General features: G+C 30.2%; 12 protein-coding genes. All 12 read right to left on the reverse strand.

Annotated elements, in window-relative coordinates; genetic code table 11:
- Positions 1 to 2: 2 nt before the first annotated feature.
- Genes CLV55_RS11270 through CLV55_RS11325 form a run of 12 tightly spaced genes read right to left on the reverse strand, consistent with a single transcriptional unit; the run spans position 3 to position 12467 of the window.
- Positions 3 to 1169: an O-antigen ligase family protein gene (locus tag CLV55_RS11270; protein ID WP_112113901.1), complete on the reverse strand. Its 1167-nt coding sequence runs from the start codon at positions 1167 to 1169 to the stop codon at positions 3 to 5.
- 13 nt (positions 1170 to 1182) lie between these two features.
- On the reverse strand, positions 1183 to 3066 hold the full coding sequence (gene asnB, locus CLV55_RS11275; RefSeq protein ID WP_112113902.1) for an asparagine synthase (glutamine-hydrolyzing): 1884 nt from the start codon (positions 3064 to 3066) through the stop codon (positions 1183 to 1185).
- 10 nt (positions 3067 to 3076) lie between these two features.
- The gene (locus tag CLV55_RS11280; protein WP_112113903.1) at positions 3077 to 3631 is read right to left on the reverse strand and encodes a serine O-acetyltransferase; all 555 of its coding nucleotides are present in this window, start codon (positions 3629 to 3631) and stop codon (positions 3077 to 3079) included.
- On the reverse strand, positions 3628 to 4755 hold the full coding sequence (locus CLV55_RS11285; RefSeq protein ID WP_146739567.1) for a hypothetical protein: 1128 nt from the start codon (positions 4753 to 4755) through the stop codon (positions 3628 to 3630). Before CLV55_RS11285 ends, CLV55_RS11280 begins: the two co-directional genes overlap by 4 nt.
- Positions 4756 to 4758: 3 nt before the next feature.
- Entirely contained in the window at positions 4759 to 5880 is a 1122-nt protein-coding gene (locus tag CLV55_RS11290) for a polysaccharide (de)acetylase (RefSeq protein WP_112113905.1), read from the reverse strand.
- A gap of 18 nt (positions 5881 to 5898) precedes the next feature.
- A complete protein-coding gene (locus CLV55_RS11295; RefSeq protein ID WP_112113906.1) occupies positions 5899 to 6912 on the reverse strand; it encodes a hypothetical protein in 1014 nt (337 codons plus the stop codon).
- Positions 6896 to 8281, reverse strand: a complete 1386-nt coding sequence (locus tag CLV55_RS11300) for a glycosyltransferase (RefSeq protein WP_112113907.1) — start codon at positions 8279 to 8281, stop codon at positions 6896 to 6898. Before CLV55_RS11300 ends, CLV55_RS11295 begins: the two co-directional genes overlap by 17 nt.
- Before the next feature lie 12 nt (positions 8282 to 8293).
- On the reverse strand, positions 8294 to 8824 hold the full coding sequence (locus tag CLV55_RS11305; protein ID WP_112113908.1) for an acyltransferase: 531 nt from the start codon (positions 8822 to 8824) through the stop codon (positions 8294 to 8296).
- Between the two features lie 11 nt (positions 8825 to 8835).
- A complete protein-coding gene (locus CLV55_RS11310) occupies positions 8836 to 9855 on the reverse strand; it encodes an N-acetylneuraminate synthase family protein (RefSeq protein ID WP_112113909.1) in 1020 nt (339 codons plus the stop codon).
- Positions 9845 to 10552: a cytidylyltransferase domain-containing protein gene (locus CLV55_RS11315; RefSeq protein ID WP_158527038.1), complete on the reverse strand. Its 708-nt coding sequence runs from the start codon at positions 10550 to 10552 to the stop codon at positions 9845 to 9847. Before CLV55_RS11315 ends, CLV55_RS11310 begins: the two co-directional genes overlap by 11 nt.
- Entirely contained in the window at positions 10545 to 11093 is a 549-nt protein-coding gene (locus CLV55_RS13015) for an acyltransferase (protein WP_112113911.1), read from the reverse strand. The genes CLV55_RS11315 and CLV55_RS13015 overlap by 8 nt, the downstream gene beginning before the upstream one ends.
- 6 nt (positions 11094 to 11099) lie before the next feature.
- Positions 11100 to 12467 carry a lipopolysaccharide biosynthesis protein gene (locus tag CLV55_RS11325; RefSeq protein ID WP_112113912.1) on the reverse strand — a complete coding sequence of 456 codons (1368 nt, stop codon included), beginning with the start codon at positions 12465 to 12467 and terminating at the stop codon, positions 11100 to 11102.
- Between the last annotated feature and the right edge of the window lie 106 nt (positions 12468 to 12573).

Raw genomic sequence — 12573 nt, forward strand, 5'->3', positions numbered from 1 at the left:
GATTAATTTAGTGCAATATTTCTTTTCATCGCCTTAGAATAAATATAGCTCCCTATTATGTAAATGTATATCATCCAAAACGGTTTACTCGTTAAACCTTGTCCAGCAGAAAAAATTTGTAAAATAAATTGTAACAAAACTATGGGTAAAATATAATCGTCCTTAGATTTCAAATAAATAGATATTTTAATCAGTCTGTAATAGAAAAAGAAAAAAATAGTGAAGGAAACCAATCCTCCATAAGCTAAAATCTCTATAAATACATTATGAGGACTATAAAATTTTCCAAAGAATATTGATATCACATCAAAATAACCATCTACTCCAAGTCCAAAAATAGGTTTATCAAGGATATAGGGTAAAATATCCTCCCAAATTGTATCTCTCCCTGACAAATCCCCTTTATCAACAGCCAATTCAAGTCTTTTACTCATTACATCAAAAGTCAAAAGGTATTGGATGATAAGATAAATAGCAATAACTCCAAAAATCTTGATCCAAAAATTTGATTTTGTATTATTCTTGAAAACGAAAAAAATCACTAGAGAAATTACTAAACCAACAAAAGTAGTCCTTGAACCAGAATTTGCAATCATATTAAACAAAGGAATCAATATAAATAAATACAATAATTTATATTTAACAATAATTTTTTTTTCAAAAAAAATGGACAATATATAGGTAACACAGAATACTGAAAATATTCCAATTGTATTAGGATTTTCTCCAAATATTTCGATTCTATTGTCTACATAGGTAATACCAATATTAAATAAATAAAGTAAACCCATTAACATTATCCCCATATTAAATGAGAAAAACATATTGTCTAATACTTCTTTTTTATCATATACATAGGATAAATATATAATAAAAATTAATATAGATGATAGAATCGTATTATAACGCCATAACCATTCCATACTATAATTATAATTTATTAAACAAGAAATAGTAATAGAAGCTAAAAAATAAAGTGTTGGAATAACAAATTTTTTTGTTTTTCTATTATAAATTTGGAATTTATCTGCTAAGATAAGTACGATCAAGAAAAAGCCAAATAACTTAGGAATAGAATTTCCACCTAAGCTCAAACCATCATAGTTTTCAAAAACTACTGTAAAGGCATATATATACAAAAAGGCATTAATAATTTTTTTAAGTTTCATACATTCCTTTCAATTATATCCAACGATTGTACCACATTTGGAATTGAAATACTCTCCAAATAAATTCAGCCTTGTCATATTTATTATTAACAAAATCATTATATATGTTTTTCAAATAATCCACATTCAAAATTCCTTGCTCTTCCATTCTCTTCCAATCAAATGTATCCTCTAAAACCTCTTTTAAATCATTTTTTAACCAATGTTTTACAGGTATTGAAAACCCTGTCTTTGGTCTATCCATAAGCTCCTTTGGAATATAATCAAAGACGATATCTTTTAAAATTTTCTTTGTGGTTATTCCATCAAATTTAAATTCCAAAGGTAACGTAGCGGCAAACTCTATGATTCTGTGGTCTAACAAAGGCTCTCTACATTCTAAAGCAACAGACATAGAGGCTCGATCCACTTTTGTCAAAATATCATTTTGTAAATACATCGAAAAATCAAAAGCCATCGCTCTATTGAAATTCAATGTAATATCATTGTAAGCACTATAATCAACAAAGCTTGAAGGAGTATAGTTTTTTAGTATATGTTTTAAAAAAGTTTCTGATGCAGATTCGATATTATCAATCAAGGTTATTGCATCGTATTTAGAATCTTGACGGAGTACATTAGAAAATGATACTAATTGATGCTTTGTGAAATGTTTATGTTCTGGAACAAAAAGATTAGCTAAATTAATGATACTCGAAAGAGGTTTTCTACTGCTTTTTGGAATCTTACTTATCTTATCGAGGTGTTTTGCTAAAGATCTATATCGATTGTAACCTACAAAAATTTCATCTCCAGCATCAGCAGAAAGCGCAACCGTTACATGCTTTTTTGCAAGCTGACTCACTAATATCGTTGGTATGGCAGAACTATCTGAAAAAGGTTCGTCATAATACTCTGACAAATCTTGAACAATTGCCAAAGCTTCATTCTCTGAGCAATACAATTCATGATGTTCTGTTCCTAAATATTTAGCAATTTCTTTAGCGAACGGAGCTTCATTATTACCATGGTGAAAACCAATAGTAAAGGTTTTTAGAGGTGTGGCAGACTCACTTTGAAGAATAGAAGTCACCAAATTACTATCAAATCCGCCACTTAAAAAAACTCCTACGGGTACATCAGAAACCATTCGATAATTAAACGCCGACTTTAAAAGTTCTTTTAATTCTTGTTTGGCATCAGGATAGGTTATTTTTGAAATGGGTTGAGCAAAAACAGTTTGAATATCCCAATACTTTTTTAGTACTATTGTCCCTTTTTCAATATCATACAAAAGCCAACTCCCTCCTTCTAATTTATGTGTTTTTTGAAATATGGCTTTTGGAGAAGGCACGTAACCATATTTAAAATACTGGTTAACAGAATCTAAATCTATTTTCTTTTCAAATTTTGGAAACTCCACAATCGACTTCAATTCACTTGCAAAAACAAAACCCTTTTGATTATGATAGTAATAAAAAGGCTTTACACCTGCTCTATCAATGCAACAGTACAATTTATTTTCTATTTTATGGTAGATTACAAATGCAAACATTCCAATAAATCGTTCTACGCATTTTAGCCCCCATTCTTCAAAAGCATGCAAAATGACCTCAGTATCCGAATTACTTTTAAAAGCATGTCCAAGTTGGAGTAAATCATTTTTTATTTCACTATAATTGTAAATTTCACCATTAAAAACAATAGAAAAATCCTTATAATGCATAGGTTGATGACCATCAGCAGTTAAATCAATAATGGCTAATCTTGTATGACCCAAAGCGACTTCAAATTCACCATCATTATGAACATAAACCCCATCACTATCTGGTCCTCGGTGTTTTATAACCTCAACCATTTTAGTAATAATTTCGGAAGATAATTTATCTTGACTTACATAACCTGTAATTCCACACATGATTTACTTTTTAAATACAATTTTTAATATATTCTTCTGTTGGATTTTCCTTTTGTATAACTTTACCTGGATTACCAATAACAATTGAATTATCAGGAACATCAAAATTGACATAAGCTCCAGGAGCTATCAAAACATTATTTCCTATCTTTATTCCCCCAACTATTATTGAATTTGTTCCAAACCAAACAGAATCTCCAATAATAGGCGCTCCTTTCCTTTTTCCATACATAACAGCTCCAATAGTAACTCCATGTGCGATATTACAATTTTTACCTATGATCGTTCTTGGACTTATAATCATAGCTCCAAAATGACCAATGTAAAATCCTGGGCCAATTTTTGTTCCTACTGGTATTTGATATCCAAACTTATAGGAATATCTTCTACAAAGTAATCTATAAAAAATTCCTAAGGGAGATTTTTTTGAAAAACTTCCTGCTTTTCTAAAAAGGAACATAAACCAAAAGCCTGGTATCCAAAATGATTTTAATAGCAAAAAAAAAGAATATGACTTCCCTGAATATCTATACAAATCTGCTTTTATGTAATCTTTTGATGTCATTGTAATAATGTATTAATATCTTCAGATGTCATAAACTCTACATCAGGCCATTTAATCAAAATTTTATTTAATATATCAAATAAGTAATTTAACGTCTTTTCTCTGTTTTCAGCATCAATAAAACCTATATAATTAACTCTATGGGATGAAATTATTGCTGGTTTTTTATTCGCAAAAGCATGTTCAATTTGATTAATAGTATCTTCAACGACTGTGTCTCTTTGAATTACTGAAGGTTCAAATATACAATTTCTTACAGAATATTTTTGCTTTAATCTATTCAATTCTCCAGTAAAATGAAGCTTTTTCTTAAAATGACTCACTTTTCCAACAATAGGATATAATTGAAAAGTTCCACATTGTATTAATTCAACTCCTATTTCATTAAAAATATCTTCATGTTCCTTATTCCAAATGTAACAAGGTGCAATAAATGATTTTGACTCATACCCATATAATTCCTTAAAATACTTTGCGGCCAAAAACAATCTATTTCTATGAAAATCAATATCTTCTATTGAATTTGGATGCAAAGCATCAACAAAACTATCTTCAGAAATAACTGTATGATGCTCACTTAAATCAAACAAAAAATTATCAAAGGCTACCCTTGCATTTTTGTTATTTGCTTGTAATGCTTTCATCCATCGTACTACATTAACATGTTCCATACCATGTAATTGAGGATAAAAAACTTTCTTTTCAATTCCTTGTTTATGTAATTCAAAGACTTTATCGTGATCTGGATATTTCTTTAAAGTCTCCGTAAATAATTCGGAATGATATTCATTAAAATCAGCCCCTCTAATTTTTTCAAAGTCAGGATTTGAAATTATAGTATTTGCAGTAATCACAGGATGATTTCCGTGAGAATCTCTAAACGAAGTTAGCACTTCAAATAGTTTTACTAAATCTAAATTAGACTCTAAACTATCATACTTCAAATAAGACAATTTATCAACAGGATACCCCTTGGCTAATAGCTTATCGTAAACAGCTCTAGAAGCCATTCGGATACTCCCCCAATCATCTGATTCTATAACTACAATTTTCCTATTTGTTCTAAAACCTCTGGAATTTATATAAGTTGAAATAAATTTCCTCTTAAGATTTATGATACTCATCAATTATTTTTTTAACATTAAATCGATTAATTCATCAGAAGTCATAAATTCAACATCTGGCCATTTTTTAAGAATCATTTGTAATAATGCTTTTAATTCTATTAAACTTTTGTCACGATTTTGAGGTACCAGTCTTCCTATATAATTTACTCTATGTGAACTAACAACTGCTGGTTTTTTATATCTAAAAGCGATATCCAAATCACTTATACACTTCATTTTCCAATCAAAATTCACAGGCTCATCTGGCTCAAAAACGGCATTTCTCAATGTATAAATTTGATTATAACCTGTATTCTTACCAAAATACCTAAACCTTTTTTTTACTGTACCATATCCTATAGGTTCCTTGTAAATTAATCTAGCCGTCTGAATACCTTTTACACCATTATCAGAAAAAGTTTGATTTAGTTCGCTACTTAGAGGACCATTGGGAGGCACAAAATAAGTAGCTCGGAAACCAAAAACCTTTTCAAACTGATTCAGACCATCAATTGTAATTTCTTTTAGTAATTCGATTTCAGACGGATCATAAAAATCATAGGCAGCCAGATAATTATCTTCTTTTGTAAAAGACGAATCAAACGTTATGCCGTAAACACCGTGATGAAATGCTTCTATAGTTTTTTCATGACCTTCTTGCAAAGCTTTCATCCATTTGGTTACATTCAAATGTTCTCTTCCATGATATTGTGGTTTAAAAAAGCCTTCTTTAACACCTTTTTCCCACAATTCTAAAACCTCAAATTCTCCATCATTACGCAATCTATCCGTAAATAATTCATAATGATACTTTTTAAAACCGTCTGCTTGAATCTTTTTATAATCTGGATTGGCTAAAACAGCTATTGGCGTAAACTTAGCTGGATTTCCATTTTGGTCTTTAACAGAATGAATCACATCATACAAATCTTCTAGGTCTTTTTTATTGGCCAAAGTATCAAAATTGTCATATCTATTTGAATCTTGCACGATTCCTTTTTTATTAAGACTTTCATAAAGATCTCTTGAAGGCATTCTTATACTTCCCCAGTCATCCGACTCAATGACTACAATTTTTCTATTCGTTTTAAAACCAATATTATTTTTAAAATAACTGGTGATATTATGAACTAAACTACTCATATGGAAATATTTTTTTATCTAATAATTAATTTCTTTTGCAAATTTAGCCAAAGAATCTAGAATCTTGTTTGTGTTTTCATAATGTGTTTTAGTTGTAAAATCTTTAAGTCTCAAGAAATAAAAATTAATTGAATTCCCATACATTTTTCTAACATTAAAGTGAACTGAAGAGTGATATCCAACTAAAGCATAGGGAAAATATTCTAAACTACTAATAAAAATTTCGAAAGGAACTTTATTTCTTTGGATGGTTACATAGGGCTCCAATTGGTGTAAAAAATGATCACTTTCTGTAAGTCTTGGAATGTAAATCAGTTTTTTATCCGTGAACTTTTCCTGAACAGCTGTTATGGCCTGAACATATTTTTCAAAACTAATATAACCTCTCTCCACTAGTGGATCCCCAATAAAAAACATAATATCAGATCTCTCTTTATCTTGGCATTTACTTTTTAAATATTTAAAAGAATTCGTAATTATTGTTTGATTTTCAGATTTTTTTGGTAAAAACTTTTCTAATAAGAATGCTGTAAAAAAAACATTGGGTCGTACAATATGATTTTTAATTCCCAATAATCGATACATCATTTTATTTTTAATGCCATACCCTGAATAAGGGCTATTTCCATCATAATGCACACTTCCTGCGCCATCATCAATAAAAACAATTTTTTTAAGTTTTTTTGAACGTGTAGCAAATCTGTAATAGGGATTTAAATCATTCCCAATTATAGTAGAATTAGCAAACCTAAAAGATCTAATATGGACGTTCCCATATAAATTAGTTGCAATATATCTTAAATGTTCATTTTTTATATTTAACAACGTTGGTGGAATGATATGAATTATTTTTGTCCATGGGAATTGATTAACAATCATTTGAACTTCTTCATATACTTGCTTATAAAAAAAATAGGTTACTAAAATATTTTCTGAATCTTCTAACTTTTCATGATACAAATATTCCATAGCGTTAACCACTTGCAACCCTGTACATACAAAAAAATAATTCTTTTTACTTGACTGTTTCATGAACTAAAAATTTATAAGTGCTGTAATCAAAAGAATTTTGAATACAAAAAGCTGTTTGTGCATCTACAACTACATGAGCTACAGTCCCTGAAATACTTTTTCTACTTTTTTCAAATTGTTCTAGTGTAGTTAGCATTATTCCACCAGCAGCTTTATAAAGTGCTTCTCTTTCTAATTTTGTAAATTTATCTTGATCTAAAATGGGAACCATGCCACCCCCAGTATGTTTATAATACAAACTATTGTCTGGACGAACACTAATAACCGAATCTGCTTTAAACAAAACTAATGAATTAATTGCTTCATCAATAGTTTCTGTTTTTGTAAATGGAAATTCTAATGAAGTTGTCATGATGGCTTCTACCCATTTTGATTCTTTTTCAACGTAAGCTTTTACGAAATCAATAGTCAATGCTAAAGACTGATTAGGTTCTTCAAACTGGTGGGGTCTTTCTAGTGCTATCACCTTTTCATTGTTAGAAAAACGGTTGTTACAGTATTCTAAAATTTCAGAATCTGAACTTGTTACTACAACCTGATTTACTTTGGTAGATTGTATACAAATTTCTATTTTTTGTGCTAAAACACTAACCCCATTGCTCTCTTGAATAACCCAATTGATTCCATCTATCAAGGTAGCTCTAACGGGAATAACGACGAGAGTATTGGGAGTTTTGAAATGTTGTCTTACAAAAGTATCCTTTATTTTTTGACGTGTTGTCAAAATTCTTAATTCATTCCCTGTTAGATTTTTTCCATGTCTTCTGTAGGAGAACAAGGGTTCATTAATGTTAGTAACCTTATGATGCGTAATGAATTTTATCCATAAATCATACCCATCTTGGCAAGTAAAACTTTCATTGTAGCCCCCTAATTCTTTAAGAAATTCCAAACGTATCATCGTACAAGCTCCATGAGCAGGTTGATCGTATAATGAAACTTCTTTATCAAAATTATGCCTTTCTTCTTGACCTGTTCTATTTCCAGCAGCATCTATATAATAGTAATCTGGAAAAACTAAACCTAATTCGGAATCGCTTTCCAAAATTGCACTCATTTTTTCTAATGCTTCAGGTTCTAGGAAATCATCCGCATCCAAACGCATTAAATACTTCCCATTTGAAACCCGCATAGCGAGATTATTGGTAATATTTAATCCTTTATTTTGCTGATATATAATCGTTACTTTTTCATGATTTCTATAACGCTCAATAATTTCCTTACTATTATCTGTTGAACCATCATCAATAATAAACAACTCAAAATCTTGACATGTTTGAGTCAATACACTTTCAATCGACTGTTCAATAAACGATTCGTAATTATAATTAGTGATATAAATTGTAATTAAGCTTTTATTATTTGTCATTTAGTAGGATATTTATTGTACAACTGAATTAAACTCTATCATTTGATAATCAGATATAGATGCTCCTGGTAAAATTGAAACATGTGCTCCTATCAGACATTTCTTTCCTATCTTAACAGATTTATGAATAAACATAGGTTGACTATTTTTATCAAAATTTTTTTCTTTATCTTGATGAGTACTTGTTTGAATATAAACAAATCCATATAAAGATGTATCTTCATCAATAATAACTCCACCACCTCCATTTACAACAGAATAATAACCTATTTTAACCCTATCTTTTAATATCACTTCAGAGTTTGAAGCAATAATCCGTGCTCCATTATCAATTATACAATTATTTCCAATTGATAATACTCCAGAATTTACACTTCTAAGTTCAACATTTTTTCTAATTATAACTGAATCAGCAATTTTAATTACACTACCATTATTTATAATAAATTTAGGAATTGAATCACATCTAAAATTTTTACCAAATTCAATTTTTTTATTTATATAAAGTATTCTTGTCAATAAAGCAAAAAATAATTTTTTCATATAACTATTATTTAACTTATAAAACCCCAATCTAATTTTTCATGATACGCGAAATCTTTTGTTGCTTTTTTTCCAATCAAATTATCAAATTCTCTTGCGTCAATTCCATGTGCAGGTCGAAGCACTGTTAGATTATCATTTGTAAATACTTCTCCTGCCTTAATATCTCTTGAAGGATAAACGGCTCTTCTAAACGACTGCACATGACCATTTACTTCTTCAATTTGAACCGGCATCTTTGTTGGATTGCCTTGATATTGTTGTATTAATCCTATTTCATCTACTAGCTCCTTTATTTCATTTGGAGTCAGGGATACTTTATGATCTCTAAATTGTTTCCCTTCTCTAGAATCTGTGAAATGAAACTCTAATACTTCTGCTCCCATCGCAATGGCATATTGCAATGCTTTGCTTCCTTCTGTATGGTCTGAGTATCCAATTGTTAAACCCGTAACTTCTCTCAATCTTCCCATTACAGAAAGATTAGCATCTGAAGGATTGATCGGATACATACTTGTACACTGTAAAACCGCTAGCATTTCTTTGTTTTTGTATATAGGGTTTACACTTTGAATAAAAGCAACTGCATCTAAGACTTCTTGTTCATGAGATAATCCGGTAGAAATTATCATTGGTTTTCCCTTAAGAGCGGTTTCTCTCAAAACGGGATAAGCAGTTAAATCGCCGCTCCCAATTTTATAAAGTGAAATATATTCGTCAATCCAATCCATCGCCTTAACATCCCATACCGATGAAGTATACAATATTCCAGCATCAATAACCATTTTTGCAAGTTCCCTGTGTTGCTCTTGTGTGAGCTCAAATTTCTTAAAATGCTTGTTACGATCTGGACTCTCTAAACTAGAAACCAATGTATCTCCTGAATAAATCTGAAATTTCACATAATCTACATTTGTGTCTATGGCAAGTTGCGCTAACTTTTTGGCATACTCAAAATCACCTTCATGATTTCCTCCTATTTCTGCAATCAATAACGGACCATGTTTCCCTACGAATGGATTACTTTTCATAACTTGTATTTTGTATAATGTTGTAAATTTCTTCTAAATTATAATAATAATGTGCTTTTTGAAATTGAGCAATAATTTGTTGCGATCTATCAAAATCTTCTTGTGTATCTAGTGCCATTTGAATTCCTGCAACTTGTGGTAAATCTGTATTCAATATGTAATGGTATTTCTTATGTTCATCATGTTCATATAAATACAGTGTTACATGCTCTCTATAATTTTCATCATTTTCGATGAGCGATAATACGCTTTCATAATGATTCATTTTTACAGCTTCAACACTCATTCCTTTTGGAAATGTTCTTCCTTTCACATTGCTAATGAAATCAAATTTTTGGGTTATGGCTAACTCGTTTACTTTCTTTAACAAATTGATATCCATAAAAATATTATCACCATTTATCCGAATGGCATACTCCCAACCTTTTTCATGCGCAGCTTCATAAAATCTTCTCGACACATTATCAAGAGATCCTCTATATAATCCAACGCCATTACTTTCGGCAAATGAAGCGATCGGATCATCTGAAGATTCACTACTCGTCGCTAAAACAATATTTTCTAACGGAAAAACTTGATTCACTCTTTCAATGATATACTCGAGCACTTTTTTTCCAAAGATCTCTTTGAGTGCTTTTCCAGGTAATCTACTTGAAGAATACCTTGACAATATAACAACTCCTACTTTATTATTCACGATTTCCTATTTTTTTTGCAGGCGTACCACCCCAAATTTCATACGGGGCAATATCTTTATTGACTACAGAATTAGCTGCAACTATGGCGCCTTCTCCTATTGTTACTCCTTTCAATATAGTTACATTGCTAGCAATCCAAACATCATCTTCAATTTGAATAGGTGCTGTAACATTTCCTTGCACGTTTATTTTTTGACCTTTTGCCGCTTTATGGTCACTATCAACAATATAAACAAATGGAGCTATTAAACAATCATTTCCTATTTCAATTTTATCAGAACTATAAATAAATGTATTAAATCCAATAGTAGTTCTTTTTCCTATGCTGATTTCTGCTCTTTCATTACAAGAACAGATTCTTGCCCCTTCTTTAATGACCACATTATCATCTACTGATATATTTTTAGGATATCTTAACAACTGCACATTGGCGTCAATAAAGACTGATTTTCCTATTTTTCGCAATCTAAAAGAATGCCATAAAACGCGCATTCTTACCGCCAGAGTAAATTTTAAATGTTTACGTAATTGTGACATCATTTATTTTTAATCACCCCAAACTCCTGTGGCTTTATTATTGATTATCTTATAGTATTGTATTGGCATTATAATAGCTTGAATAAATGCTAAAATTAAATTTGCCATAATTACGCCATCAATTCCCCAATACCTTCCTAAAACTACTGAAAGAGGAATATTTATAATAGATGAAATAATAACTATGATTAATTGAAGTTTAAGAATTCCTACACCATTCAAAAAATTACTAAAGGCTAAATTTAATGAACTAAACAACACCCAAAAACAAACAATTACAGATAATGAAAAAGGAACATTCACCTTATCTCCAATCCAAAGTTTGAAGATCAAATTTGCAGCAATTAGCATTACTATACCAAGAACAAATAACCATCCCCAAAGCACCAACAATCTTTTCATTGTTTTTTTAATCCATTCCATCTCTTTTTTAACCCAAGCTTCCGTAAAAGCGGACCAAAAAGGGTTTATTATTATCGAAAAACCCATCATAGTAATACTAAAATATTTGTATGAAATATTAAATGGTGTCACTTGTTCTGGACCAAACATTTGAGATATGATAATGTTATTAGTTTGTAACAACAAAACCGTAGAAATTTGAATAACAAAAAACTTCATTCCAATTTTAAACAGCCCATTAGCTTGTTTGTAATCAATATAAGCTATCGAAGGTCTGTAATCCTTATATCGATCATTAAACAACCAAATGCTGTATAGCAAGAATACAAAAATAGGAGACCCACTTATTGCTATAACTAGATATAACATTGAGCCTTTTGTAAAATTTACAATGTAGAATAATAGTAATAATCCTAATACATTCCCTATTAAGTTAACCATAGCAGCCTCTGCAGATTTCTGATCGGCAGTTAATATTGTAGCTATTAATTTTACTACAAGCCTGACACAAAATATAAAAACCATAGTTAGTGCCAATATGAGCAACTCGTAAGCAGAAATGGTTTTTGAATTTATATTTAAAATATCATTCCAATCAATAAAAAAATTGAGAATAAAAAAAACTGCAAAAACTACAGTTACAAAAACCGTAATGTATCCATAAGTTGTACTCACATAGACTTTTGCAAGTTTCTTATCCCCCAATGTAACAGCTTCTGTAAACTTATTTCTAAGACCATTACCTAGACCAACATTAAAAAAGCTGAGCCAACCTACTAAAGAACTCAATGTTATCCAAACGCCATACTTTACAGGATTTAGATAACCAATGGTCATAGGTACTTGAATGAAACTAATTAATATTGTTAAAGCCTGAACAATAAAAGACCCCGTAATATTTTTTCTGGCCTTCATTGTACGCTCATGCCCATCTCCAAAACCTAATACACTCTTAACCTTTCTAATGATTTCCATATTTAATAAGCTTACAACCTTCCGTCAATAGTTTCAGTTAGTATTCCTTTTACATCAAACAATACCCCGTTTGATTTCTTTATTGCCGTGTAATCTATTTCTTTGA

Origin of the sequence: Flavobacterium aciduliphilum, assembly GCF_003268855.1 — a bacterium.
GTDB lineage: Bacteria > Bacteroidota > Bacteroidia > Flavobacteriales > Flavobacteriaceae > Flavobacterium > Flavobacterium aciduliphilum.

Excerpts from the sequence above, each read along its gene's own strand:
- CLV55_RS11310 (WP_112113909.1), bottom strand. The coding sequence starts at position 9,855 with ATGAAAAGTAATCCATTCGTAGGGAAACATGGTCCGTTATTGATTGCA.
- asnB (WP_112113902.1), bottom strand. The coding sequence starts at position 3,066 with ATGTGTGGAATTACAGGTTATGTAAGTCAAGATAAATTATCTTCCGAA.
- CLV55_RS13015 (WP_112113911.1), bottom strand. The coding sequence starts at position 11,093 with ATGATGTCACAATTACGTAAACATTTAAAATTTACTCTGGCGGTAAGA.
- CLV55_RS11325 (WP_112113912.1), bottom strand. The coding sequence starts at position 12,467 with ATGGAAATCATTAGAAAGGTTAAGAGTGTATTAGGTTTTGGAGATGGG.
- CLV55_RS11295 (WP_112113906.1), bottom strand. The coding sequence starts at position 6,912 with ATGAAACAGTCAAGTAAAAAGAATTATTTTTTTGTATGTACAGGGTTG.
- CLV55_RS11285 (WP_146739567.1), bottom strand. The coding sequence starts at position 4,755 with ATGAGTATCATAAATCTTAAGAGGAAATTTATTTCAACTTATATAAAT.
- CLV55_RS11280 (WP_112113903.1), bottom strand. The coding sequence starts at position 3,631 with ATGACATCAAAAGATTACATAAAAGCAGATTTGTATAGATATTCAGGG.
- CLV55_RS11270 (WP_112113901.1), bottom strand. The coding sequence starts at position 1,169 with ATGAAACTTAAAAAAATTATTAATGCCTTTTTGTATATATATGCCTTT.
- CLV55_RS11305 (WP_112113908.1), bottom strand. The coding sequence starts at position 8,824 with ATGAAAAAATTATTTTTTGCTTTATTGACAAGAATACTTTATATAAAT.
- CLV55_RS11300 (WP_112113907.1), bottom strand. The coding sequence starts at position 8,281 with ATGACAAATAATAAAAGCTTAATTACAATTTATATCACTAATTATAAT.
- CLV55_RS11290 (WP_112113905.1), bottom strand. The coding sequence starts at position 5,880 with ATGAGTAGTTTAGTTCATAATATCACCAGTTATTTTAAAAATAATATT.